Genomic DNA, 24310 nt, shown 5'->3' with positions numbered 1-24310 from the left:
AATGGCATCAGTGAACAAGGCAATTATTATTGGTAACCTGGGGAAAGACCCTGAAATGCGCTACATGCCATCGGGGGATGCAATCTGCAACTTCAGCCTTGCAACAACCGACTCGTGGAAAGACAAGAACGGCGAAAAGCAGGAAAAGACCGAATGGCACCGGATATCGATGTTCGGCAAGCTGGCGGAAATCGCCGGGGAATACCTGAAGAAAGGCAGCCAGGTTTATGTCGAAGGTCGTATTCAGACCCGCAAGTGGACGAACAAGGAAGGGCAAGACCAGTACACTACCGAAATCGTCGCCGACAAGATGCAAATGCTCGGTGGCCGCAGCGGTGGCGGCGGCAACAGCTTCGAAGTGGTGGAAAAGCCTGCTGCCAGCGCTAGCAGCGCGAAATCGGCAGCAAAAAGCGGTGGCGACTTTGATAATTTCGAGGATGATATTCCGTTTTAAAAAATCTTTGACCCAAGATGTAAAAAAGGCCAGCAGATGCTGGCCTTTTTTACGTGACGAAACTGCTGAGATTATCACTCGCTGCTATGTGCAGTCTCGCGGACCATGCTCAAGGCCACGGCCTCGGCCACTTTGATGCCATCCACCGCCGCTGAAAGAATGCCCCCGGCGTAGCCTGCGCCCTCGCCTGCTGGAAAGAGTCCGCGCGTATTCAGGCTCTGGTAGTCCTCGTTCCGCTTGATGCGGACAGGGGATGAAGTGCGTGTCTCCACGCCGGTCAATACAGCATCGTGCATGGAAAACCCCTTGATCTGCTTCTCGAAAGCGGGGATGGCCTCGCGTATCGCCGCTATGACGTAATCCGGCAGGGCGGTGCTGAGATCGCACAAATGCACGCCGGGCGTATAGGACGGCAGCACCGAGCCGAACTCCGTGGAAGGCTTGCCCGCCAGAAAGTCGCCCACCAGCTGCCCCGGCGCCTGGTAATTGCGGCCTCCCAGCTCGAACGCCCGCTCCTCCCAGTGACGCTGGAAGGCTATGCCCGCCAGAGGGTCGCCCGGGTAATCGGCTGGAGTAATGTCGACTACGATGCCGCTGTTGGCGTTGCGTTCGCTGCGCGAATATTGGCTCATGCCGTTGGTCACGACCCGGCCCGGCTCCGATGCGGCCGCCACCACCTGGCCGCCCGGACACATGCAGAAACTGTAGACCGAACGGCCGTTGCTGCAATGATGGACCAGCTTGTAATCGGCGGCGCCCAGCAAGGGGTTGCCGGCGTTCTTGCCGAAACGGCAGGTGTCGATCAGTGACTGCGGATGCTCGATGCGAAAGCCGATGGAAAAGGGCTTGGCCTCGATATAAACGCCCCGGTCGTAGAGCATCTGGAAAGTGTCGCGCGCGCTGTGGCCGACCGCCAGTACGACATGATCGGTCTTGATGCGTTCGCCGTTGGCGAGCGCCACGCCACGAACCTGGCCGTTTTCTATTTCAAGATCGTCTACCCGGCTCTGGAAACGGATTTCCCCGCCTAGCGCTTCGATGGTGGCCCGCATTTTTTCCACCATCGACACCAGCCTGAAGGTGCCGATGTGCGGCTTGCTCACATAGAGGATTTCCGGCGGTGCGCCGGCCTTGATGAATTCCGTCAGCACTTTCTTACCGTGGTGCATCGGGTCCTTGATCTGGCTGTGGAGCTTGCCGTCGGAAAAGGTGCCCGCGCCGCCCTCGCCGAACTGCACATTGGATTCCGGGTTGAGCTTGCCTTCACGCCACAGGCTGAATGTGTCCTTGGTGCGCTCGCGCACCGCCTTCCCGCGCTCCAGAATGATCGGGCGGAACCCCATCTGCGCCAGTACCAGCCCGGCAAACAACCCCGCCGGACCCGTGCCGATCACCACCGGACGCGAAGACAGATTGGCCGGCGCCTGCGCAACGAAGTGGTAGCTGGTATCTGGGGTGAGGGAGAGATGCCGGTCTTTTTTCTGGCGCTTGAGTATCCCCGGCTCGTTCTTTACCTCGATATCCAGCGTGTAGACAAACAAAATCGCTTCCGGCTTGCGGGCGTCTTGGCCGCGGCGGGCTATCGAATAGCTGACCAGTTCCTCGGCCGGAATGCCCAGCCGCTTGAGTATGGCGGCCTTGATGGCACCTTCGGGGTGGTCGAGGGGGAGCTTAACTTCGGTCAATCGCAACATGCTGGGTATTCCGGAAAAATCTCTGCTGGGGAAGGTGCTGATGGTTTGCATTCTACCCGACCCTGATTTTTCCTACGAGGGCTCTGAAAAATGCCGGCCAGGAAGCGTCGCCACGGCAAACATGACGTAGTCGTCGGCGAAGGGTAAAATAAGCTTTTGATAAATAGTTGATTACGTATGTCTATTAAGTGGTTCCCCGGTCACATGGTCTCCGCCCGCAAAAAGGCGGCCGAAACCATGGAGAAAATCGATCTCGTCATCGAGGTGCTGGACGCTCGTCTGCCCGAGGCAAGCTGCAACCCGATGATCAAGGAGCTGCGCGTGCACCGCCAGCGCCCCTGCCTGAAAATCCTCAACAAGGCCGATCTGGCCGACCCCGCAGTCACTCAGGCCTGGCTCAACTATTACAACCGGCAAAAGGACGTCAAGGCCGTGGCGCTGTCCTGCAAGAAGCCGGGCGACGTCGCCAAGGTGCCCGGCCTGTGCGAGGCGCTCGCACCCCATCGCGGCACCAACCTCAAGCCACTGCGCATGATGATCATGGGCATCCCCAACGTCGGCAAATCCACCCTGATGAATGCGCTGTTGAATCGCCGGGTGGCGGCAGTGGGCGACGAACCGGCCGTGACCAAAAACCAGCAGCGCCTGGAACTGAACTCGCGCATGTCGCTCACTGACACGCCGGGCCTGATGTGGCCGCGCATCGAGTACGATAGCGACGGCTACATGCTGGCCGCCAGCCACGCGATCGGCCGCAATGCCGTTATCGACGAGGAGGTGGCCGCCTTCCTGGGCGACATCCTGCTCGAGCGCTACCCCGGCCTGTTGGCTGTCCGCTATGGCTGCGCGGTGGAAGGGCTGGATGGCGTCGGCGTTATCGAAGCCGTTGCCAAGAAGCGCGGCTTCCGCCTTAAGGGCGGCGAACCGGATTTGGAAAAGGCCGCGCTCATTTTGCTGAAAGACTACCGTACCGGCGCGTTGGGCCGCATCAGCCTGGAAACGCCAGAAACCCGCGTCGCCATGATCAAGGCACATGCCCCGGTGAAAAAGGAAGAACAGGAAAAAAAACAGGAATCAGACCTGTCGCCATCTTCTCTCCAGCCATGAGCATCGCAACCCTCCGCATCTACCACAACCCCCGCTGCTCCAAGAGCCGCTCGGCCTGCGCATTGATTGTCGAAAACGGTATTGCCGCCGAAGTGGTGGAATACCTCCAGACACCGCCTACCAGGGAGGAGCTTCGCGTCTTGTTGAAAAAGCTGGGCATGAAGCCGGCCGAACTCGTGCGCCAGGGTGAAGCGGTCTTCAAGGAGCATTATGCAGGACGGAAACTCACTGACGAGGAATGGCTGGATGTCATGGTGGAGTACCCGATCCTGATCGAGCGGCCCATCGTGGTATGTGGCGACAAAGCCATCGTGGCGCGGCCGCCGGAGAAGGTGCTGGAGCTGCTGTAGCGTGGAATGGACTCGCTTGCCGGGCGGGCGCCCCGTTGTCTGGCTTAATTTCCAATTCAAGCCGGTCACGGGTTCACCAGCAGTCAGGAAGTCCTGCAATCAATTGCGCGCTTTTCAAATACTCCCAAATAACAAACATTGCATGATTGCAATATCTGGATGTTCAGTCATCTACTTGTAGTACACACAGACAATGCCGCATGGATCAATCGAGTCTGACCCTATGGATTCAGCATGCCAATAAGCTATACTGCGCTTAGTGCCGCACAGGTTTGAACCTGATCAGATAAATAAAGATACCAGGGATAAAAATTCCTGCAATAAATTATGGAAAAACGTTCCTTAACCCGTTTTGTTGTGAGCTTGGACGCTGTGTGCAGTGCACCCGGTATGGGGCACTGCACAGTCGAAATTCGGGACTTTAGTCTCGGCGGGGTGTTTGTGTCCTACGATCCTTCTTTTGATACAAAGCAAGCTCAAAAATTTCAGCTTGTTAATGGAAATTTCATAGAGCTTCGTTGTACGGTTCCTGCACTACCTGGCGAGAAGACGCTATTGTTTCAAGGGCGTGTGGTCCGTGCAGATGGAGCCGGTGCGGGCATCGCTTTTGTTGAACCCGACCTGGATGCACTGCATCTCTTGCATGATTATGCAAAACAGTTCCGGCCAACCCAGCCCCTTCAGCCAGCCAGCCAGCCAGCCAAGAGTATATTGCCAGCCGAGGCACCCAAGGTAAATGGGCACGCCTTGCTGCTTGCATGTAAGCAGTTGGCTGAAAAGTGTGTTCAGCCAATAATCAATTCTTTTTTTGAGAAAGTAACCAATCGTCTGGTTACAGTGGCTGGAGAGGTTCAGAGCTTTATTGAAAAAAACGCTTATTACGAGGCATTGGGTATTTTCAATGAGCAGGAAAATACGTTCAAGCGTGAATTTGCAGAACAGATGAAAAGGCAACTCGATCCTTTTGTTGATCACTCCAGCAAGTCTTCAAGCCAACCGGAGCGGGAGTTTTCGGAATTTACACTTGCTCTTGTCGAAGAGGATGAGTTTGAGGAATGGTTGGCTTATTCCGATATGGCAAGAAAACTCGAGGCGGAGTTTCAAGATCAATTGAATGAACTTAATCTTCGCTTAAATATTCTGGTAAATGAATCTGTTGATAAGGAAACCAATCCGTTTGCACCTGGCTCATTCGGCAAAGGTTTCCAGGATACGTTGAAGACTGTTGCACTGGATCACAAAGCACTTCAAGTTAGCTATGCGACATTCAAGGAAGTGCTGTCTGCCTCGTTAGGTGAGATGTACGACGATATCAATAAATACCTGAATGAGAATGGCGTAAAGCTGGATTTAAGACGCCAATATAAAATCAAACCCTCTAGTGAGAGCATCCCACGACCAACCCCAGAAGCACAGAAACCGGCAGAGAAATCTTCCCCGCAACAACCTTCGCCTTCTGAGAAGCTTGAGCCTATTCCTGACAGTCAGACGACGGGTGATGGCAGCTTCTCGGCTGGCCGTCGCCAAAGCGATAATATTTCCCGGAGTGCGCCAGCACCACAGGACTGGTATAGCCTGGTGCAGTATTTGGGAAATTTGCAGCAAAACGTAGCGCATCAGGGAGGGTATCGACCAACTGGAATGGGGCAACCGCAACCTTTCGGAGGCGGCCCTGTTGCAGACACGGCGCAGATTCATCAGTTTTACACGCCGGATGAGCTGCTTTCAGCATTGTCTCGCATTCACTTTTCAGAAAAGCTGCAGCCTTTTGCCGGGGGTTTCCAGCAGGACGTTAAATCACAGCTGATGTCTGTGCTTGCACATGGGAATGAGGATGGTGAAAACAAGCAACTGCCAGAGCGAGAAGGACGGATTCTGGATATTGCGGGAAACCTGTTTGATTCTGTGCTGGAAGATAAGCTGGTTGCGAATAATGTTAGGCCTTGGCTGCAACAATTCTCCATTCCAATGGTTAAGGTGGCGCTTCAGGATGATTCGCTTTTCTCTGATAAGTCTCATCTTGCCCGTCAAGTGATCAACAGCCTTGCGCAACTGGAATTGTACGGTGAGGAAAACGGCGATATGGGCCACAACGCCGTAAGAAAAAGGATCAATCATCTTATTGCTGAGGTTGCATCCGCAGAAGACGTGACGCCTCAACTGTTTGAGAAGATGCTGAAAGACTTCAGGTCGCTCATCCGACTTCAGGACAAGGCTTACAAAGAAAACCTGGAGGATGTGTATGCTGTTTGTGAAGAGGAGCAGCGGATCAGTGAGACCAAGGGGACAAACCACGCGGCTGCAGATTCATCTGATGGTAAACAGGAAAAATCGCTGGGAGCGTCAGCATCTGGAGATGATGGATTGTCAGAGTGGAAAAAACAGGCTCGTCGACTCAAGGTTGGCGACTGGATTCTGTTTGATGATGCCATTGCCCCTCAGCGTCGACGATTGGCGTGGATTTCCAGAAATTCTGAAAGGTTTGTCTTTGTGAATGTGAAGGGGTTGAAAGAGCTGACCCTGAGCCAGGCAGAACTTGCGCAGCAATTACGGAATGGGACTTCAGTTGTCCTGGATGATGGCGGGGAACCACTGATTGATCGTGCTCAAACAGCCATGCTACAAAAGATGCACCGTCAGCTTTTGCATGAATCGACACATGATCAACTAACCGGCTTGATTAACCGGCGTGAATTTGAAAGGTTCTTGGCGCAAGCGCTGGCAAGCGCACATCAATTGAGTCAACGTCACGCAATCTGTTACATCGATCTGGATCAATTTAGTGTGGTCAATAACACCTTTGGGTACGGGGGTGGAGATAGATTGCTGGTAGAGGTGACAAAGCTACTGAAAGATGAGTTGGGTGATCAGGGTATTGTTGCCCGCATAGGGGGTGATGAATTTGGCATGCTGTTTGAAAACGGCACAGTTGAAGAGGCGCTGGAAATCATTGCTCGACAGAAGGCTGCTATTAAAAATTACCGCTTTATAAGCGATGAAAAAAGTCTTGCGATATCCTTTAGTGCCGGGCTAGTCTCAATAGAGCCGGAAAGTGACAGTGTGGCTACGCTTTTGCAAGCGGCAGAAGCGAGTTGTCGCAGTGCACGCGGCAAAGGGACCAACTACATCCAAGTGTACAGTCCGGATGATGAGGAAATGACCCGTCACAAGCAAGCCGTCGAGTGGGTGACTAAAATTGATGAAGCATTGGATAATGATTCCCTGGTGCTTCGCTATCAGCCGATTGCGCGAATAACCAGAAAAAATCCTTTGTTACATCATGCTGAAATATTGTTGGGCGTGCCGGATGAGCAAGGAAACCTTATGTCCCCGGTGGATTTTATCTTTGCTGCGGAGAGCTTCCGGCGAATGGTCGCTGTTGATCGCTGGGTGATTCAACATGTATTCCGCTGGATGGGAACCCATGGTCGTGAGCTGGATGAAATGGGTGGATTGGCGATTAATTTATCCGGGGCATCCTTGAATGAAGAAGGATTTATTGATTTCGTCCTTCAGCAAGCAAAGATTTTAATGGTGCCAATGGAAAAGGTCTGTTTCGAAGTGACTGAAACCGCAGGGATTGCGAATCTTTCCAATGCATCGGAGTTTATTCTGGAGGTTAAGAAAACTGGCTGTACATTTGCATTGGATGATTTTGGCAGTGGTTTGTCATCGTATGCCTACTTGAAGAATCTGCCGGTAGATTTTTTGAAAATTGACGGCGCATTCGTCAAGGATATGGACTCAAATCCCTATGACTATGCGGTAGTGAAATCCATTACTGAAATTGGGCACTTCATGGGGAAAGGGATTATTGCCGAATACGTGGAAAATGAAAATATTCTTAATATGCTACGCGAAATCGGCGTAGATTATGCACAAGGATACGTCATCGGAAAACCACTCGCCTTGAGTTTGCTGGCAGCCTGATTTGGGCATCCCGTTCACACAAAATTCCGGACACCCCCGGCCTTCCGGCACCTTAGCAATTGCGCAGAGCGCGTCAACCCGTAGTCTGGAATTGGCGGAGTGTCTCCTGCAATTCCAGACTCGAATTCGTGTGTAGTTGTCGCTCCTCGATACAGTCGCTGTCGCCTACCTGGTAGTCATGGCAAATCATCGGTCGGCGCTCGTAAATCGTGCACAGCATGGTATCCCTGTCCAGGGCCGCGCACCAGCCGTCGTCAAGGCGCGCCATGACCCATCCGTCCCACCGGTCCTGTTCCGTCAATTCAGGCGGAATGTCGTCGTCACCCATCAGCATCACCTCTAGCCGGCAGCAGCAGGCTTTGCACGAGGTGCACGATATGACCGGGCTATCGCCTACATTGTTGGTGTTGTTTTCTACCGGCATCTTCAGATCATCCCGCCTTCCTTCAGCTCGCTCTTGAGATAGGCGTAATAAATCGGCGCCGCAACCAGCCCCGGCAGGCCGAATGCCGCTTCCATGACGAGCATGGCGGTCAGCAGTTCCCATGCGTTGGCCTTGATTTGCGAGCCGACAATTTTGGCGTTGAGAAAGTATTCCAGTTTGTGAATGCTCACCAGGAATAGCAGTGATGACATCGCCATCTGGAAGGAGTGGCCGAGGCTGACGATGACGATGGCGGTATTCGACAGGATGTTGCCGAGGATGGGGATCAGGCCGGCGACGAAAGTGACGATGACCAGGGTGCTGGCGAAAGGAAGATTGATGCCGACCTGCGGCAGTACGACACCCAAGTAAATCCAGGTGAGGAAGGCGTTGACGGCGGCGATTTTCGCCTGGGCGAAGACGATGTTGCGGAAGGCGTTGCTGAATTTTATGGTGCGTTCTGCAAGGGCGGAAACAAAGGGTTTTCGCACTTCGACGGCCACCATTTCATACAGTGAAAGCATGGCGCCGATGATCATGCCGATCAGGACATGGGCGAGAGTGTGCCCTGCTTCCTTGCCCATGATCTGCAGTTCGCTGGAGTGCCCGCGCAGCCATTCCGCAAGATGAATTTTTAGTGCGTCCCCATCATGTGGCAGGGCGCTGTAAATCCATTCGGGCAGGGATGAGCGGGAAGATTCCAGGATTCCGGCCAGCTTTGCCATGAAGGCAGCGGGGCCGCCGCCCTCGGCACGAAGGAGGGTGAGTATGCCGATGACGCCGGCGACGAGCAGGGTGATCACCAGCCCGGCAACCAGGACGACAGACAGGATCTTGGCATTTCTGCCGGAGAGCCTGCCAATCGCGAACCGGGAGGCGATAAAATGGATCATGTGGTAAACCAGCAGGCCGACCAGCAGCGCGGGTAGCAGCTTGAGCTTGAGTATCAGGAACAGGGAAAGGGCGGCTAGCAGCCAGGCGGTTTGGCGATGGGTGATGGGCATTGTTTGTGCGTGCGCGACAGGGCTAATGATCGGCCATTATCGCCTGAAACGGCATAACTCGCACGGGACCTCACGGGTTATCCCTTGTAAAATATGGAACACCCCATATTTAAGCAGAGTCGTTGTAGAAGCATTTGAGATATAATCCTGTTTTTTGGAGGGTACCATGCCAATTTACGAATATCGTTGTTCTTCTTGCGGTTTCCAGAAGGAATACATACAAAAAATGAGCGATGTGCCGCTCACCGCTTGCCCAGAGTGCAAGCAGGAAACTTTCGCCAAGATGTTGTCCGCTGCCGGCTTCCAGCTCAAGGGTAGCGGCTGGTACCAGACCGATTTCAAGGGCGGTTCCAAGCCCAAGGAAGAAACCAAGGCTGCCGCGCCACCCTGTTGCGCTGGCGGAAGCTGCGCCAGCTAGATGCTCAAGCGATATTTTCTCACCGGGCTGCTGATCTGGGTGCCGCTCGGTATTACCGTATGGGTGCTGAAGCTGCTGATCGGCAGTATGGATCAGAGCCTTCTGCTGTTGCCTTTTTCGTTTCGGCCGGAAAGCTGGCTGGGTATGTCCCTGCCGGGCCTGGGCACGATCCTGACGATAGGCGTGATCCTGCTCACCGGCATGCTGACCACGAACATCGTCGGACAGCGCCTGATCCGGTTCTGGGAAAGCGTGCTGGCGCGCATTCCGGTGGTGAAGTCGATCTATTACAGCGTCAAGCAGGTCAGTGATACGCTGTTTTCGGGCAGTGGCGAGGCTTTCCGCAAGGTGTTGCTGGTGCGTTACCCTCACCCCGAGGCGTGGTCTTTGGCATTCCAGACCAATCTGCCCCGGGATGTCGGTTCCAGCCTGGACGGCGAATATGTGGGTGTGTTCGTTCCGACCACGCCCAGCCCGGTCAACGGGTTTTATTTTTTCGTCAAAAAGAGCGAGACCATCGAAATCGGAATCAGCGTGGATGATGCATTGAAGTACATCATCTCGATGGGGGTGGTGACATCTGCCGACAAGAAATCTCCCGCCCAGGTCTATCCGGGTAATTGAAAGCCGCGTTTCCCCGTTTTATTTTCCTTAAGTCAAAATTGGATTGAGCATGCGAACCCATTATTGCGGCGACGTTAACCGTAGCCACTTAGATCAAACCGTTACCCTGTGCGGCTGGGCGCATCGCCGCCGTGACCATGGCGGGGTGATTTTCATCGACCTGCGCGACCGCGAGGGTCTGGTTCAAGTCGTGTGCGACCCTGACCGTGCAGCGACTTTCGCCACGGCGGAGGCCATCCGCAACGAGTTCGTGCTGAAAATCACTGGCCTGGTGCGCAACCGTCCGGAAGGTACGGTCAACCCGAATCTCTCCACCGGCGAGATTGAGGTGCTGGCGCAGGAAATCGAAATACTGAACGCATCGGCACCCATTCCTTTTCAGCTGGACGACGAGAATCTGAGCGAAACCGTGCGCCTGACGCACCGTTACCTCGACCTGCGCCGCCCGGCGATGCAGAAGAACATGATGCTGCGCTATCAGGTGTCCAAGACCCTGCGTCACGCCCTCGACGAGCAGGGCTTCATCGAGCTGGAAACGCCGATGCTGACCCGCTCCACCCCGGAAGGCGCGCGCGATTACCTGGTGCCGTCCCGTGTTCACCCCGGCCATTTCTATGCGTTGCCCCAGTCGCCGCAGCTGTTCAAGCAGCTCTTGATGGTGTCCGGCTTCGACCGCTACTACCAGATCGTCAAATGCTTCCGTGACGAGGATCTGCGCGCCGACCGCCAGCCTGAATTCACCCAGGTGGATATCGAGACCTCGTTCCTGACCGAACAGCAGATCACCGAACTGGTCGAGACCATGGTGCGGCGTTTGTTCAAGACCGTGCTCGATGTCGATTTGCCAGATTTCCCGCGCATGACTTATGCCGAGGCGATGCGTCGCTATGGTTCGGACAAGCCCGACCTGCGCGTGACGCTGGAACTGACCGACCTCACCGACGTGATGAAGGACGTCGACTTCAAAGTCTTCAGTGCTCCCGCCAACTCACCCACCGGCCGTGTTGCCGCGTTGCGCGTGCCCAAGGGCAGCGAGATTACCCGCGGCGAGATCGATGCCTACACCCAGTTCGTCGCCATCTACGGCGCCAGGGGCCTGGCTTATATCAAGGTCAACGATGTCGCCAAGGGCCGCGAAGGCCTCCAGTCGCCGATCGTCAAAAACCTGTCGGACGCTGCGCTCAAGGCGGTCATCGAGCGCACCGGCGCAACCGACGGCGACCTGATTTTCTTTGGCGCCGACACGGCGAAAGTAGTGAACGAGGCGCTCGGCGCGTTGCGTGCCAAGATCGGCCACGAGCGCGGCTTCGCCGAAGGCGCCTGGAAGCCGCTGTGGGTGGTGGATTTCCCGATGTTCGAACGCGACGAGGATGGTAATCGCTGGCAAGCGCTGCATCACCCCTTTACCGCCCCCGCAGAAGGCCACGAGGAGTTGCTGTCCAGTGACCCCGGCAAGGCGCTGTCCAAGGCCTACGATTTCGTGCTCAACGGCTGGGAATTGGGTGGCGGCTCGATCCGTATCCACCGCCAGGAGATCCAGTCCAAGGTGTTCCAGGCGCTCAACATCAGCGCCGAGGAGGCGCAGGAAAAATTCGGTTTCCTGCTCGAAGCCCTGCAATACGGCGCACCGCCTCACGGCGGCTTGGCGCTTGGGCTGGATCGCCTGGTCACGCTGATGGCAGGTGCGGAATCGATCCGCGATGTGATCGCCTTCCCCAAAACCCAGCGTGCTTCCTGCCTGCTTACTCAGGCGCCGAACGCGGTGGACGAGAAGCAGCTGCGCGAGCTTCACATTCGTTTGCGCCAGCAGGTGCAGACCCAGGTCGAAGTGGAGAAAGTTGATTAAACTTCTGCCTCCTCTGCGGTGAAAGCGGTTGGTGAAAACGCATAAAATCCCCGTCTCGGTTCTGGTGGTGATCTACACTTCAGATCAGCAGGTGCTGTTGCTGGAGCGGGCTGATCATCCCGGCTACTGGCAGTCGGTGACGGGGAGTTGCGATCCGGGAGAGAGCCTGCATCAGACTGCAGTGCGCGAAGTGCGCGAGGAAACCGGTCTGGATGTCGAGAAGTATGCGCTTACCGACTGGAACCTGCAGTTTGAATTTGAAATCTTCGAAGAATGGCGCCACCGCTATGCACCGGGGGTGACTCGCAACGCCGAACACGTGTTCGGGCTGGAAGTGCCGGCCCCGCTGGATGTGGTTCTGGCGCCAATGGAGCACTTGAATTACATGTGGCTGTCGCGGGAAGAGGCAGCAAAAAAGGTGTTTTCCTGGACCAATGCAGCGGCGCTGGAAAAGCTGCCGCAGATGGTGAAACGAGACTGAGCAGACCAATGAACGATTCCGCGATTCCTTTTTCCGAATATCAGAACCTTCCCGACGCGGCCTGCCAGGAGCGCATCCTGGCAGCCAAGGCCAGCTTGGGCAAGCGCCTGGTGATCCTGGGTCACCATTACCAGCGCTCGGATGTGTTCCAGCATGCGGATTTCACCGGCGATTCGCTCAAGCTATCGCGCCTGGCGGCCAATTCGGAAGCGGACTACATTGTATTCTGCGGCGTGCATTTCATGGCCGAGGTGGCGGATATCCTGTCGCGGCCCGAGCAGATCTCCATCCTGCCTGATCTGGCGGCGGGATGCTCGATGGCGGACATGGCGACGCTGGCCCGGGTCGAACGCGCCTGGCGCGAGCTGAAAACTGTGCTCGATCCCGATGAGACCTTCACCCCCGTCACCTACATCAACTCGGCGGCCGACCTGAAAGCCTTCTGCGGCGAGCACGGCGGCATCGTCTGCACCTCCAGCAACGCCACCAAGATTCTGGAATGGTCGTTTTCCCGGCGCGAGAAGGTGCTGTTCTTTCCCGACCAGCACCTGGGTCGCTGGAGCGGCCACAAGATGGGCATTCCGCTGGAAGACATGGTACTGTGGGACTGGGACCAGCCACTTGGCGGGCTCACGCCAGAGCAGGTCAGGAAGGCCAAGATCATCCTGTGGAAAGGGCTGTGCTCGGTGCATCAGATGTTCACGCCGGCCAATATCCAGCGCTTTCGCCAAGAGCATCCGGACGGCCTGGTGATTTCCCACCCGGAATGCAGTTTCGAGGTGTGCGAGCTGTCGGATTACGTCGGCTCCACCGAATACATCATCAAGACCGTCGCCGCAGCCAAGCCCGGTACGCGCTGGCTGGTGGGCACCGAGCTGAATCTGGTCAACCGTCTGGCGGAGCAGTTCAAGGCCGAGGGCAAGACCGTCCAGTTCATGGCCTCGACCGTGTGCATGTGCTCGACCATGGCGCGCATCGATCCGCAGCACCTGGCCTGGTGTCTGGAGAACTTGGTTGCCGGCCAGGTTGTGAACCGCATCAAGGTGCCGCCCGAGGAAGCCGAACTGGCACGGGTGGCGTTACAGCGCATGCTGGACGCTTCTTAACTCAGTGAGGAGTGAGGGGTTGGTAGTGAGGAGCAAAACGGGCGATGGCGTTATTTTTGATCTTACTCCCCACTTCTTACTCCTGACTCCTCGCTGATTCAAAATGACACAGGCGATTCGGATCGTCACTTACAATATCCACAAGGGATTTTCCCAGTTCAACCAGCGCATGGTGCTGCACGAGCTGCGCGACCAGTTGCGCGGCATTCATGCCGACCTGGTTTTTTTGCAGGAAGTCGTGGGCGCTCACGAACTCCATGCGGAGAAGCACGAGAACTGGCCCGAAGCGTCCCAATACGAGTTTCTCGCAGACTCCATCTGGGAGGATTACGCTTACGGCAAGAACGCAGTCTATCCTGAAGGACATCATGGCAACGCGATCCTGAGTCGTTTCCCGATCGTCAGTTCGGAAAATGTCGATGTCTCGGCCCACCGCTTCGAGCAGCGTGGCTTGTTGCATGTTGAAGTGAGCATGCCGGGCTGGGACGAAACCCTGCATTGTGTGTGCGTTCACTTCGGATTGTTTTCCAAGGGGCGCCGTGTGCAGCTGTCGGCATTGCGCGACAGGATCGAGAGTCTGGTTCCGCCCCACGCGCCGCTGATCATCGCCGGCGATTTCAATGACTGGCGCAGCGAGGCCTGCGACACCCTGGCTCACAAGATGCATCTGAAAGAGGTGTTCGGTGCGATCAGGGGCAAACCCGCCTGCAGTTACCCGGCGGCGCTACCCATGTTCCGGCTCGACCGGATTTACGTGCGAGGGCTGCGCGTGACAGCTGCTGAAGTGCACAGTGGCAGGCCGTGGTCGAAGATTTCCGATCATGCCGCGTTATCCGCCATTGTTCACAGGGCACAACCCTAGGCCAATGGATCTGATACCGGGCAATCGCCTGACACTCCTCATGAACGGCGCGGAATATTTTCCGGCCCTCGAAACTGCCATTGACCATGCGCGCCGTGAAATATTCCTGGAATCCTATATCTACGAATATGATGCAACCGGTCGGCAGATCAGTAAAGCACTGATGCGGGCGGCCAGGCGGGGTGTGACCGTGCACCTGCTGCTCGATGGCTTCGGGGCGAGAACGCTGTCAGGAGCGGTGGTCGATGAGATGCGTGCGGCAGGGATGCAGATCATGTTCTACCGGCCCGATGTTACGCTCCGTTTCAAACGCCACCGGTTGCGCCGCCTGCACCGCAAGATAGCGGTGATCGATACGCGCATTGCCTTCGTCGGCGGCATCAATATCATCGACGACATAAATGCGCCTGGCCAGATTCCGCCGCGCTTCGATTATGCGGTCTCGGTGGAGGGGCCGTTGCTGGCTGACATACATCAATCGGCCAGGCGTCTCTGGGCTCTGATCGGCTGGCTGCAGTTGCGCCGCCACCGTAGCCGTAGTCGGAGGCACAGGGCACCGCTGCATATTGCGCCGCGTGGCAGAGTCGAGGCTGCCTTCGTTCGGCGCGACAACATCCGCCATCGGAGTGATATCGAAAACGCTTATCTCGATGCCATCGATTCGGCCACGGGCGAGATCATCATCGCTAATGCCTATTTCCTGCCCGGACGCCGCTTCAGGCAGGCGCTGGCCCAAGCCGCTGCGCGGGGAGTGCGGGTGGTGCTGCTGCTGCAGGGGCGGGTGGAATACGTTCTGCTGCATTACGCCTCGCGTGCCCTGTACGGCATGCTGCTCGGTGCAGGCATCGAAATCTACAGCTATCACAAGAGCTTTCTCCATGCCAAGGTGGCGGTGATCGACGGCCGCTGGGCTACGGTGGGCTCGTCGAACATTGACCCTTTCAGCCTGATGCTGGCGCGGGAAGCCAATGTTGTAGCGCTCGACGCCGACTTCGCCGGAACGCTGCGGGACAGTTTGCTGCAGGCGATCAGCGAGGGTGCGCAGCAGATCATGGCCGATCACTGGAAGCAGCAGCCGTATTACCAGCGCTTCATGGCGTGGGTGAGCTACGGCATGGTACGCTTCCTGATGGGCATGGCCGGCTATGCGCGTCGCTATGAAGAAGCCTGATGCCTTTATAAAGGCGGGCTGGAAATGCTAATATTCGTGTTTTGCAAAGAATGCCGAGGGATTTATGGCCGGTCACAGTAAGTGGGCGAACATCAAGCACAAGAAAGCCGCGACGGACGCCAAGCGCGGCAAGATTTTCACCCGCCTTATCAAGGAAATCACCGTTGCCGCCAAGATGGGCGGCGGCGACATCAGTTGCAATCCGCGCCTGCGCCTGGCGGTGGACAAGGCCTATGAGAACAACATGCCCAAGGACAACGTCGAGCGCGCCATCAAGCGCGGCACCGGCGACCTCGAGGGCGTGAACTACGAGGAACTGCGCTACGAGGGTTATGGCCCGGCTGGCGTGGCGGTGATGGTGGAATGTCTGACCGACAACAAGACCCGCACCGTGGCTGACGTGCGTCACGCTTTCTCCAAGCACGGCGGCAATCTCGGTACGGACGGCTCGGTAGCGTTTCTGTTCAAGCATTGCGGGCAGATGCTTTTCGCACCCGGTACGGACGAGGACAAGCTGATGGAAGCGGCGCTGGAAGCGGGCGCCGAGGACGTGGTTACGAATGAAGATGGCAGTATCGAGGTGGTCACCGATCCCTACGAGTTCGCCGCCGTCAAGGAAGCACTGGTCAAGGCAGGCCTGCAGCCCGAAGTGGGCGAGGTCACCATGAAACCTGCCAGCGAAAACGAGCTCACCGGTGACGATGCGGTAAAAATGCAGAAACTGCTCGACGCCCTGGAGAGCCTCGATGACGTGCAGGAGGTGTATACCACTGCCGTCATGGACGAGGAATAAATCATCCGTATCCTCGGTATCGATCCCGGTTTGCGCGTGACAGGATTTGGGGTGATCGACAAGCTTGGCCAGCAGCTGGTTTACGTTGCCAGCGGTTGCATACGTACACCGACCGGGGAGTTGCCGCAACGGCTGAAATCGATTATTGATGGCCTGGGCGAAGTGATCGCTTCTTACAATCCTGAGCAGGTGGTGGTGGAAAAAGTCTTCGTCAACGTCAATCCCCAGTCCACTCTGCTACTGGGACAAGCTCGCGGTGCCGCGATCTGCGCCGCAATTCTCAAGGATTTGCCGGTGGCGGAATACACCGCCCTGCAGGTGAAGCAAGCCGTGGTCGGCAACGGCCATGCGGCCAAGGAGCAGGTGCAGGATATGGTCAGACGCTTGTTGAAACTCGAGGGTGACCCCCAGGCCGATGCGGCGGACGCATTGGCTTGTGCCATCTGCCACGCCCATGGCGGACAGGGGTTGGGCAAGCTGGCAACCGCCGGTTTCCGGATGAAGAATGGAAGGCTGGTCTAATGATAGGCAGAATCGCAGGCATCCTGCTCGAAAAGCATCCCCCTCTGGTTCTGGTGGATGTGGGCGGGGTCGGTTATGAAATCGACGTGCCAATGAGCACCTTCTACAATCTTCCCGCCATCGGCGAAAAAATCGCACTGCACACCCAGCTGATCGTACGCGAGGATGCCCATCAGCTCTATGGATTCTCCACCCACGACGAGCGCGCCGCTTTCAGGCAGCTGCTTAAAATTAGTGGAGTCGGACCGAAGTTGGCGCTGACTATTCTGAGTGGTATGTCGGTCGCGGAGTTGTCCCATGTCGTCGCCGCCCAGGAAGTGGGCCGGCTGACCAAGATTCCGGGTATCGGCAAGAAAACCGCCGAGCGCCTGCTACTGGAGCTGCGCGATAAACTGCCGGGCGCGGCGGCGGCTTTGCTGACTTCCGGAACCGAACCCGGCCCAGCCATTCGCAACGACGTTTTGGATGCGTTACTGGCGCTGGGTTATAATGAGCGCGAAGCGAACTGGGCAGTGAAGCAACTGCCCGCCAACCTGGACGTGTCCGACAGCATCCGTCAGGCTCTTAAATTCCTATCCAAGGCATGATCGAAACCGACAACCTCAAGGCTGGCAACCGCATTATTTCCGCTGCGCCGATTTCTTCCCATGAAGAAGCGGCCGAGCGAGCCTTGCGCCCCAAGCTGCTGGAAGAATACGTTGGTCAGGAGAAGGCACGCGAGCAACTGGAAATTTTTATCCAGGCGGCGCGCGGTCGCAGCGAATCACTCGACCACGTGCTGCTGTTCGGACCGCCTGGTCTGGGCAAGACCACCCTGGCGCACATCATCGCCCGTGAAATGGGCGTCAACCTGCGCCAGACCAGCGGTCCGGTGCTGGAGCGGCCAGGCGATCTGGCTGCGCTGCTGACCAATCTCGAACCCCACGATGTTTTATTCATCGATGAAATTCACCGGCTTTCCCCGGTGGTGGAGGAAATCCTCTACCCGGCGCTGGAGGACTTCCAGCTCGATATCATGATCGGCGAAGGTCCGGCGGCGAGGTCGGTCAAGCTGGATCTTCCTCCCTTTACGCTGGTCGGCGCCACGACTCGTGCCGGCATGCTGACCAACCCGTTGCGCGACCGTTTCGGCATTGTGGCGCGGCTGGAATTTTATACTCACGGCGAGCTGAAACAGATCGTGGCTCGTTCAGCACGGTTGATGAATGTCGAGCTTTCCGACGATGGTGCGGTAGAAGTCGCGAAGCGCTCACGTGGTACGCCGCGCATCGCCAACCGCCTGTTGCGCCGGGTGCGCGATTTTGCCGAGGTCAAGGCGGATGGCAAGGTGACGCGGGATGTGGCTGATGCCGCGCTTTTTATGCTGGATGTGGACAAAGCTGGTCTCGATATGATGGATCGCAAGCTGCTGCAGGCCGTGCTGGAGAAGTTCGGCGGTGGCCCGGTCGGGGTGGAAAACCTGGCGGCAGCCATCGGCGAGGAGCGCGACACCATCGAGGATGTGCTCGAACCCTACCTGATTCAGCAGGGCTATTTGATGCGCACGCCGCGCGGTCGGGTGGCAACGCAGATAGCCTATCTGCATTTCGGGCTGGCGGTGCCGTCAAAGAACCCGAACGGCGAGCTGTGGGAGCAGTGATGTTCCGCTGGCCGGTGCGCGTCTATTACGAGGATACCGATTCCGGTGGCGTGGTGTATTACGCCAATTACCTCAAGTTCATGGAGCGTGCCCGTACCGAATGGTTGCGGGACCAGGGTTTTGAGCAGACGGAGTTGTTGCGTGACCATTCAATCATTTTTGTGGTGCGCGAAGTGCATATAGAATACCTGCGCCCCGCGATGTTTAACGATCTGCTGACGGTGACAGTGAATTTTCATCAGGCAGGCCGCAGCTGGATCGAGCTTGATCAGACGGCTGAGCATCCGGAAAACGGCGTGCTGGTCAAGGCGCGCGTCAAGGTGGTTTGCGTCAATGGGCAAACATTCAAGCCGGTGCAAATTCCCGCCCCGGTCAGAGAGAGAATTGAAAGGATATCGTGAACGTTACGCAAGACCTGTCTTTTTTGAGTCTGATTACCAACGCCAGTATCGTGGTGCAGCTGGTTCTGTTGATCCTGCTGCTGGCTTCGGGCTTATCCTGGTATTTTATTTTCGGCAAAATGTTTGCCATTCGAGCCGCAATCCGTGAGGCGGATAATTTCGAGAACGATTTCTGGAGCGGATCGGACATCAACAACCTGTACCAGCGCAGCAATTCCGGCAGGACGCCGGTGGTGGGCATGGAGAAAATCTTCGAGGCGGGCTACAGAGAATTTCTCAAGCTCAAGCGCCAGGGGCGGATGGATATCAGCGTCGTCATGGAGGGCACGCGTCGCGCCATGCGCGCGGCCTGCCAGCGCGAGCTGGATGCGCTGGAACGGCACCTCGCCTTCCTTGCCTCGGTCGGTTCGGTCAGCCCCTACATCGGGCTGTTCGGTACGGTGTGGGGCATCATGAATGCCTTCCGCGGCCTCTCTAACGTGGTGCAGGCGACTCTGGCGCACGTTGCGCCAGGCATCGCCGAAGCGCTGGTCGCCACGGCGATGGGCCTGTTTGCGGCGATTCCGGCGGTGCTCGCCTACAATAGCTATTCCCATGACGTGGATCGGCTGGCGACCCGTTACGACAGCTTCATGGAGGAATTCTCCAATATCCTGCAAAGGCAGCCCAACCCTTGATGAGCCGCCGCCCCCGCCGTTTCATGAACCAGATCAACGTCGTGCCTTACATCGACGTGATGCTGGTGCTGCTGATCATTTTTATGGTCACGGCGCCCCTGATCAATCCGGGGCAGATCGAACTGCCCTCGGTCGGGCAGTCGCTCAAGCCCCCGGTGGCGCCGCTGGAAGTGGAGATTCGCAAGGACAACAGCCTGTACCTGCGCGACCTGGAAAAATCGAATACAGCGCACAAAATCAGTCGGGAAGATCTGGTCGATGCGGTTCGGGAACAGCAGGGGCGCAATCCCGAGCAGGCGGTGGTGATCTCGGCGGATAAAAGTGTACGTTACGAGGAAGTGCTGAAGGTGATGGACGTGCTGCAGAGTAATCAGGTGAAAAAAGTCGGGCTCCTGGCCAAGCCCAGGGCGGGATAATGCCACCAGCCGAACGTAAGGATCCAGGCCGGAAATGGGCGATTGCACTGGCTGTCCTGGTGCATCTGATATTTGCCGCTGTGCTGGTGTTCGGCGTTAACTGGCAGACGAAGGAGGCCTCTCCGGTGATGGCCGAGCTGTGGAGCAGCGTGTCTGCTCCCGCCCCCAAAGTGGTGCCCAAACCCGAACCCGAACCTGTAACGCGGCCGGAGCCTAAGCCTCAACCCAAGCCTGTTCCCAAGTTGGAGCAACCCAAGCCGGTCAAGGCCGACATCGAGCTTAAAGATAAAGAAAAAGAGAAGGAAAAAAAGCGTAAGGAAGAAGAGAAGAAAAAGGCCGAAGCAGAGAAAAAAAAGGCCGAAGCAGAGAAAAAGCTGAAAGAGCAGGCGCTGAAGGTACAACATGCCATGCTCGAAGCCGAACAGATAACATTGAACAAGCAGCGGGAGGCAGCAGAGGCGGCGCGCCAGCAGGCGGCTGCCCAGGCAGCATCCCAGCGCCTGATGAACGACGCGATTGGCCGGATCAGCAGTCATATCCGGCGCTTCATTGTGATGCCGCCGGATATAGTTGGGAACCCGCAGGCCGAGTTCGAAGTCTCTTTGATACCGACGGGCGAGGTGTTAAATGTGAAGTTGACGCGTAGCAGCGGCAACCCGGCCTACGATAACGCAGTGGAGCGAGCCATACGCAAAGCTTCGCCTTTGCCTCTGCCCACCGATCCTTCGCTGATCGGGCGGTTCAGGGAGTTGAAGTTAAAATTTCGACCGAACGAATAAAAAATGGTGAGGCGTGAGGCGTAGAGCATGAAGGTTTTTACCTTCCGCCTCTCACTTCACCTTCTTACCCCTCACCGAATTTAAGGGAATTGGAATGATATTAAGAAAGTTACTGATAGGCGCAGCGTGGCTGTTGCTTGCACCATTCGCCCATGCGGCTCTTACCATCGAAATCGTCGGCAGCGGTGCCAACCAGATACCGATTTCGGTCGTGCCATTTGCCGGCGAAAGCGCCCTGCCGCAGGGCATTACTGCTGTGATTGCAGCGGATTTGCAGCGTAGCGGTCTGTTCAAAATTGTCGATGCCGCCGGGGTGAAGCCCGAGCCGCACGAACTGGCGGAGGTGAATTACCCGGACTGGCGCACGCGCGGCGCTGATGCATTGGCGATCGGCAGCGTATTGTCGCGACCCGACGGCAAACTGGAGGTGCGCTTCCGCCTGCTCGATGCGGTGAAACAGGCGCAGCTCGACGCTTACAGCTATGTGATTGATCGCACCCTGGTGCGCGCCACTGCGCACAAGATTGCCGACCTGATTTACGAGAAACTCACCGGTGATGTCGGTGTGTTCAGCACCCGTATTGCCTATATTGTCAAGAGTGGCCCGCGTTACGAGTTGCAAGTGGCGGATGCTGACGGCTACGGCGCGCAGACGGTGCTGGCTTCCAAAGAGCCGATTATTTCCCCCTCATGGTCGCCGGACGGCACCAAGCTGGCTTATGTTTCGTTCGAGCGGAAAAAACCGATCATTTACGTTCAATCGCTGGTCAGCGGCCAACGTCAGGTGCTAGCCCAATTCAAGGGCAACAACAGTGCGCCGGCATGGTCGCCGGACGGCAAGCAGCTTGCCATTGTGCTGACCAAGGAAGGCAGTTCGCAGATTTATCTGATCAATGCCGACGGTAGCGGTGTTAAACGCGTGAGCTACAGCTCAGGCATCGATACCGAGCCGTCATTTTCGCCGGACGGCACCTCTATCATATTCACTTCGGACCGGGGCGGCAGCCCGCAGATCTACCGCATGTCGGTTAGCGGCAGCGGTGCGCAGCGCCTGACTTTCGAGGGCAATTACAATGTTTCTCCCCACTTCAGCCCGGATGGCAAGAGTTTCACCTTTATCCAGCGCGTCAGCGGTTCTTCCTTTCATGTGGCCCTGCAGGACTTGGCGTCTGGACAGATGCAATTGCTGACGGATACGCGCATGGACGAATCCCCCAGTTTCGCGCCGAACGGCAAAATGCTACTATACGCCACTGAAATTGGAGGGCGCGGGATACTTGCTGCGGTTTCGAGCGATGGTCGGGTGAAGCAGAGGCTGTCCACCCAGGCTGGCGATGTGCGCGAGCCAGAGTGGGGCCCGTTGTTGAAGAATCAGTAAATTTCTCAAGTTAAGTTGACTAAATCGGGAGAGTAGAAAAGATGAAAAAGATATTGTTCAGCACTTTGTTGGTTAGCTTGTTGGCAGGCTGCGCCGGCCAGGACGTGAAGGACCAGCCCAAGGCGGCGGTCGAGGACAGAACGGCGACTCAGGCGGGTGCGGATACCAAGCCTGCTGGTCAGCAGACGGTGGCGGCCAATCCCCTGAAAGATCCCAACAACATCCTCTCCAAGCGCAGCGTGTATTACGATTTCGATAAGTCTGACGTGAAGGATGAATACAAGCCGATGGTCGAGGCGCATGCCAAGTATTTGACCGGCAATAAGGCCGCCAAGGTTGCAGTACAGGGCAATTGCGACGAACGCGGCAGCCGCGAGTACAACATTGCCCTGGGCAATCGTCGTGCCGACAGCGTAAGGAAAGTGATGAATGTGATGGGCGCGTCCGACAGCCAGATCGAGGTCATCAGCTTTGGCGAAGAGAAACCCCGCACTACCTGCCATGACGAATCCTGCTGGAAGGAAAACCGTCGCTCAGATATCGTTTACCAGGGCGAGTAATAATGCTTCGAATTGCGCTTTTCCTGACCTTGTCTTTGGGGTGGGCTTCGTTGAGTACCGCTGGTCTGTTTTCGGACGACGAAGCCCACCATAAAATTGCGGCGCTGCAGCAGCAAATTCAGGGAATGGAGGAGCGCGTCGCGCAAATGGAAAACACCACGCGCTCTCAAGGGGTGGGGGTGCTGTCCCAACTGGACGCGCTCAAGTCCGACTTGGCCGCATTGCGCGGGCAGATCGAGGTCCATACCCACGATATTGAAACCACACAAAAGCGGCAGCGCGATCTTTATGTCGATCTCGACAGCCGCCTGCGCAAGCTGGAGAATGTTGGCGGAGTTGCCGCGGATGCTCCGGGACAGGTGGATTCCGCCAAGCCGGCTTCCTCCGACCCGGCACCGGTTGGCACGGTTACTGCTGATGAATCCAGTGCGTATGACGCCGCCTTGGGTTTATTCAAGTCGGGCAATTATCAAGGGGCCATCGACAGCTTTCAGAGCTTTGTCGGCGTGCACCCCAACAGTCAGCTTGCCCCCAGTGCCTACTACTGGATCGGTAATTCCTACTTTAATCTGCGCGATTACAAGAGCGCCATCGCTAATCAACAGAAACTGGTCAGCCAGTATCCAGGCAGCACCAAGGTGCCGGATGCTATGTTGAATATCGCCAGTTGCCAGCAAGGCTTGGGCGATGCATCTGAAGCGAAAAAGACACTCAAAAATATCGTGTCGAAATATCCGCTCAGTAATGCCGCAGAGCTGGCGAAGAAGCGTCTTGCCAGTACCAAATAGCGCAGTACCGCAGCTCAGCCTGCGGATCAATGAGATATTCCATTCTCTTCAAGGCGAAACCAGTCGCGCCGGATTGCCTACGGTATTCATCCGGCTGACCGGCTGTCCGCTACGCTGTACCTACTGCGATACCTCTTACGCTTTTCATGAAGGGGAAACCCTGACACTGCCGGAAATCCTCGACAAGGTGGCGCAGTTTCACACCCGCTATGTCACCGTGACCGGTGGCGAACCGCTGGCCCAGAAGAATTGCCTGCCGCTATTGCAGCAGCTTTGCGATGTGGGCTATTCGGTGTCGCTGGAAACCGGGGGGGCGATGGATATTTCCAAAGTCGATGCCCGTGTTTCCCGGATCCTGGATATCAAAACACCAGATTCAGGTGAGGCTGAAAAAAATCGCTGGAAAAATCTGGAACTGCTGACACCGCAGGACGAAGTCAAATTCGTGCTATGCGGCGAAGAAGATTATCGGTGGGCGAAACAAGTGCTGAGTGAGAAGCGTGTCGCTGACCGCTGTCCGGTGCTGCTTTCAGTCTCCCAAGGCCAACTCGAGCCAGCCAGGCTGGCGGACTGGATACTGCGTGACAACTTGCCGGTTCGGCTGCAAATCCAGCTGCATAAACACTTGTGGGGCGAGGGGCGAGGGAAATAAGTCCTGAAATGTAGGTTGGGTTAGGCGCGGTTTTTTGCGCCGTAACCCAACAAACCCAAGCTTCACCAAAAGTAGGCGCCTCCAGGCGAAACCAATATTTTCAAGGAAAATTAGGTTTGTTGGGTTACGCGATAAAGCAGCTAAGGAAGCCCTGAACAAGTCATCATTCAGGACCTCGAATTAAACATATTGCGGCATCAGGCTTTTTTCCACCGGAATTAGCCTGAAACAGCC

General features: G+C 56.6%; 26 protein-coding genes. 23 read left to right on the top strand and 3 right to left on the bottom strand.

Annotation, left to right across the window (positions count from 1 at the left end; translation table 11 throughout):
- Position 1 precedes the first annotated feature (1 nt).
- Positions 2–454 carry a single-stranded DNA-binding protein gene (ssb, locus tag SCT_RS06130; RefSeq protein ID WP_009206556.1) on the top strand — a complete coding sequence of 151 codons (453 nt, stop codon included), beginning with the start codon at positions 2–4 and terminating at the stop codon, positions 452–454.
- A gap of 74 nt (positions 455–528) precedes the next feature.
- Here ssb and SCT_RS06125 read toward each other — a convergent pair whose 3' ends face one another.
- Entirely contained in the window at positions 529–2148 is a 1620-nt protein-coding gene (locus SCT_RS06125; RefSeq protein ID WP_059420511.1) for an NAD(P)/FAD-dependent oxidoreductase, read from the bottom strand.
- Between the two features lie 177 nt (positions 2149–2325).
- On the opposite strand from SCT_RS06125, the gene ylqF reads away from it, so the two are divergent.
- The 3 genes from ylqF to SCT_RS06105 all read left to right on the top strand — a co-directional run bounded on the left by ylqF (position 2326) and on the right by SCT_RS06105 (position 7535).
- Complete coding sequence (gene ylqF / locus SCT_RS06120; protein WP_059420454.1) at positions 2326–3255, top strand: ribosome biogenesis GTPase YlqF; 930 nt, start codon at positions 2326–2328, stop codon at positions 3253–3255.
- A complete protein-coding gene (gene arsC, locus SCT_RS06115) occupies positions 3252–3605 on the top strand; it encodes an arsenate reductase (glutaredoxin) (RefSeq protein ID WP_059420452.1) in 354 nt (117 codons plus the stop codon). Before ylqF ends, arsC begins: the two co-directional genes overlap by 4 nt.
- Positions 3606–3932: 327 nt before the next feature.
- Positions 3933–7535: a DUF1631 family protein gene (locus SCT_RS06105; RefSeq protein ID WP_082098218.1), complete on the top strand. Its 3603-nt coding sequence runs from the start codon at positions 3933–3935 to the stop codon at positions 7533–7535.
- A gap of 73 nt (positions 7536–7608) precedes the next feature.
- Here SCT_RS06105 and SCT_RS06100 read toward each other — a convergent pair whose 3' ends face one another.
- The gene (locus SCT_RS06100) at positions 7609–7959 is read right to left on the bottom strand and encodes a YkgJ family cysteine cluster protein (protein WP_059420441.1); all 351 of its coding nucleotides are present in this window, start codon (positions 7957–7959) and stop codon (positions 7609–7611) included.
- Positions 7960–7961: 2 nt separating this feature from the next.
- Positions 7962–8963 (bottom strand): AI-2E family transporter, encoded by a 1002-nt coding sequence (locus SCT_RS06095; protein WP_059420438.1) that lies wholly within the window; start codon positions 8961–8963, stop codon positions 7962–7964.
- A 166-nt stretch (positions 8964–9129) separates the two neighbouring features.
- Here SCT_RS06095 and SCT_RS06090 point away from each other — a divergent pair, with 166 nt between their 5' ends.
- From SCT_RS06090 to queE, 19 genes are all read left to right on the top strand, one after another.
- Positions 9130–9381 carry an FmdB family zinc ribbon protein gene (locus tag SCT_RS06090; RefSeq protein WP_059420435.1) on the top strand — a complete coding sequence of 84 codons (252 nt, stop codon included), beginning with the start codon at positions 9130–9132 and terminating at the stop codon, positions 9379–9381.
- Positions 9382–10005 (top strand): DUF502 domain-containing protein, encoded by a 624-nt coding sequence (locus SCT_RS06085; protein ID WP_059420433.1) that lies wholly within the window; start codon positions 9382–9384, stop codon positions 10003–10005. It begins immediately after the preceding gene.
- Positions 10006–10054: 49 nt separating this feature from the next.
- A complete protein-coding gene (gene aspS, locus SCT_RS06080; RefSeq protein WP_059420430.1) occupies positions 10055–11851 on the top strand; it encodes an aspartate--tRNA ligase in 1797 nt (598 codons plus the stop codon).
- 31 nt (positions 11852–11882) lie between these two features.
- Positions 11883–12332, top strand: a complete 450-nt coding sequence (gene nudB / locus SCT_RS06075; RefSeq protein WP_059420509.1) for a dihydroneopterin triphosphate diphosphatase — start codon at positions 11883–11885, stop codon at positions 12330–12332.
- An 8-nt stretch (positions 12333–12340) separates the two neighbouring features.
- Entirely contained in the window at positions 12341–13438 is a 1098-nt protein-coding gene (nadA, locus tag SCT_RS06070) for a quinolinate synthase NadA (RefSeq protein ID WP_059420424.1), read from the top strand.
- Between the two features lie 103 nt (positions 13439–13541).
- On the top strand, positions 13542–14300 hold the full coding sequence (locus SCT_RS06065) for an endonuclease/exonuclease/phosphatase family protein (RefSeq protein WP_059420423.1): 759 nt from the start codon (positions 13542–13544) through the stop codon (positions 14298–14300).
- 4 nt (positions 14301–14304) lie between these two features.
- Positions 14305–15471: a cardiolipin synthase ClsB gene (gene clsB / locus SCT_RS06060; protein WP_059420420.1), complete on the top strand. Its 1167-nt coding sequence runs from the start codon at positions 14305–14307 to the stop codon at positions 15469–15471.
- A 64-nt stretch (positions 15472–15535) separates the two neighbouring features.
- The gene (locus tag SCT_RS06055) at positions 15536–16264 is read left to right on the top strand and encodes a YebC/PmpR family DNA-binding transcriptional regulator (RefSeq protein WP_059420419.1); all 729 of its coding nucleotides are present in this window, start codon (positions 15536–15538) and stop codon (positions 16262–16264) included.
- A gap of 3 nt (positions 16265–16267) precedes the next feature.
- On the top strand, positions 16268–16786 hold the full coding sequence (ruvC, locus tag SCT_RS06050; RefSeq protein WP_059420418.1) for a crossover junction endodeoxyribonuclease RuvC: 519 nt from the start codon (positions 16268–16270) through the stop codon (positions 16784–16786).
- Complete coding sequence (gene ruvA, locus SCT_RS06045; protein WP_059420416.1) at positions 16786–17373, top strand: Holliday junction branch migration protein RuvA; 588 nt, start codon at positions 16786–16788, stop codon at positions 17371–17373. Before ruvC ends, ruvA begins: the two co-directional genes overlap by 1 nt.
- Entirely contained in the window at positions 17370–18425 is a 1056-nt protein-coding gene (gene ruvB, locus SCT_RS06040; protein WP_009206539.1) for a Holliday junction branch migration DNA helicase RuvB, read from the top strand. Before ruvA ends, ruvB begins: the two co-directional genes overlap by 4 nt.
- A complete protein-coding gene (gene ybgC / locus SCT_RS06035) occupies positions 18425–18826 on the top strand; it encodes a tol-pal system-associated acyl-CoA thioesterase (RefSeq protein ID WP_059420414.1) in 402 nt (133 codons plus the stop codon). Before ruvB ends, ybgC begins: the two co-directional genes overlap by 1 nt.
- Positions 18823–19503 (top strand): protein TolQ, encoded by a 681-nt coding sequence (gene tolQ / locus SCT_RS06030; RefSeq protein ID WP_059420412.1) that lies wholly within the window; start codon positions 18823–18825, stop codon positions 19501–19503. The genes ybgC and tolQ overlap by 4 nt, the downstream gene beginning before the upstream one ends.
- Positions 19503–19919: a protein TolR gene (gene tolR / locus SCT_RS06025; protein WP_059420410.1), complete on the top strand. Its 417-nt coding sequence runs from the start codon at positions 19503–19505 to the stop codon at positions 19917–19919. Before tolQ ends, tolR begins: the two co-directional genes overlap by 1 nt.
- Positions 19919–20698, top strand: a complete 780-nt coding sequence (gene tolA, locus SCT_RS06020) for a cell envelope integrity protein TolA (RefSeq protein ID WP_059420408.1) — start codon at positions 19919–19921, stop codon at positions 20696–20698. Before tolR ends, tolA begins: the two co-directional genes overlap by 1 nt.
- 94 nt (positions 20699–20792) lie before the next feature.
- Positions 20793–22076 carry a Tol-Pal system beta propeller repeat protein TolB gene (tolB, locus tag SCT_RS06015; RefSeq protein WP_059420407.1) on the top strand — a complete coding sequence of 428 codons (1284 nt, stop codon included), beginning with the start codon at positions 20793–20795 and terminating at the stop codon, positions 22074–22076.
- Between the two features lie 41 nt (positions 22077–22117).
- Entirely contained in the window at positions 22118–22636 is a 519-nt protein-coding gene (pal, locus tag SCT_RS06010) for a peptidoglycan-associated lipoprotein Pal (RefSeq protein ID WP_059420405.1), read from the top strand.
- 50 nt (positions 22637–22686) lie between these two features.
- Entirely contained in the window at positions 22687–23424 is a 738-nt protein-coding gene (gene ybgF, locus SCT_RS06005) for a tol-pal system protein YbgF (protein WP_237759618.1), read from the top strand.
- Entirely contained in the window at positions 23408–24076 is a 669-nt protein-coding gene (gene queE / locus SCT_RS06000; RefSeq protein WP_237759617.1) for a 7-carboxy-7-deazaguanine synthase QueE, read from the top strand. The genes ybgF and queE overlap by 17 nt, the downstream gene beginning before the upstream one ends.
- Positions 24077–24310: the final 234 nt, after the last annotated feature.

The organism is Sulfuricella sp. T08 (genome assembly GCF_000971475.1).
In the GTDB taxonomy this organism is placed as follows: Bacteria; Pseudomonadota; Gammaproteobacteria; order Burkholderiales; family Sulfuricellaceae; genus Sulfuricella.
This window is presented reverse-complemented; position numbering and strand designations above follow the sequence as displayed.

Coding starts and splice junctions, on each gene's coding strand:
- ssb (WP_009206556.1), top strand. CDS start 2: ATGGCATCAGTGAACAAGGCAATTATTATTGGTAACCTGGGGAAAGAC.
- SCT_RS06125 (WP_059420511.1), bottom strand. CDS start 2,148: ATGTTGCGATTGACCGAAGTTAAGCTCCCCCTCGACCACCCCGAAGGT.
- ylqF (WP_059420454.1), top strand. CDS start 2,326: ATGTCTATTAAGTGGTTCCCCGGTCACATGGTCTCCGCCCGCAAAAAG.
- arsC (WP_059420452.1), top strand. CDS start 3,252: ATGAGCATCGCAACCCTCCGCATCTACCACAACCCCCGCTGCTCCAAG.
- SCT_RS06105 (WP_082098218.1), top strand. CDS start 3,933: ATGGAAAAACGTTCCTTAACCCGTTTTGTTGTGAGCTTGGACGCTGTG.
- SCT_RS06100 (WP_059420441.1), bottom strand. CDS start 7,959: ATGCCGGTAGAAAACAACACCAACAATGTAGGCGATAGCCCGGTCATA.
- SCT_RS06095 (WP_059420438.1), bottom strand. CDS start 8,963: ATGCCCATCACCCATCGCCAAACCGCCTGGCTGCTAGCCGCCCTTTCC.
- SCT_RS06090 (WP_059420435.1), top strand. CDS start 9,130: ATGCCAATTTACGAATATCGTTGTTCTTCTTGCGGTTTCCAGAAGGAA.
- SCT_RS06085 (WP_059420433.1), top strand. CDS start 9,382: ATGCTCAAGCGATATTTTCTCACCGGGCTGCTGATCTGGGTGCCGCTC.
- aspS (WP_059420430.1), top strand. CDS start 10,055: ATGCGAACCCATTATTGCGGCGACGTTAACCGTAGCCACTTAGATCAA.
- nadA (WP_059420424.1), top strand. CDS start 12,341: ATGAACGATTCCGCGATTCCTTTTTCCGAATATCAGAACCTTCCCGAC.
- SCT_RS06065 (WP_059420423.1), top strand. CDS start 13,542: ATGACACAGGCGATTCGGATCGTCACTTACAATATCCACAAGGGATTT.
- clsB (WP_059420420.1), top strand. CDS start 14,305: ATGGATCTGATACCGGGCAATCGCCTGACACTCCTCATGAACGGCGCG.
- SCT_RS06055 (WP_059420419.1), top strand. CDS start 15,536: ATGGCCGGTCACAGTAAGTGGGCGAACATCAAGCACAAGAAAGCCGCG.
- ruvA (WP_059420416.1), top strand. CDS start 16,786: ATGATAGGCAGAATCGCAGGCATCCTGCTCGAAAAGCATCCCCCTCTG.
- ruvB (WP_009206539.1), top strand. CDS start 17,370: ATGATCGAAACCGACAACCTCAAGGCTGGCAACCGCATTATTTCCGCT.
- ybgC (WP_059420414.1), top strand. CDS start 18,425: ATGTTCCGCTGGCCGGTGCGCGTCTATTACGAGGATACCGATTCCGGT.
- tolR (WP_059420410.1), top strand. CDS start 19,503: ATGAGCCGCCGCCCCCGCCGTTTCATGAACCAGATCAACGTCGTGCCT.
- tolA (WP_059420408.1), top strand. CDS start 19,919: ATGCCACCAGCCGAACGTAAGGATCCAGGCCGGAAATGGGCGATTGCA.
- tolB (WP_059420407.1), top strand. CDS start 20,793: ATGATATTAAGAAAGTTACTGATAGGCGCAGCGTGGCTGTTGCTTGCA.
- pal (WP_059420405.1), top strand. CDS start 22,118: ATGAAAAAGATATTGTTCAGCACTTTGTTGGTTAGCTTGTTGGCAGGC.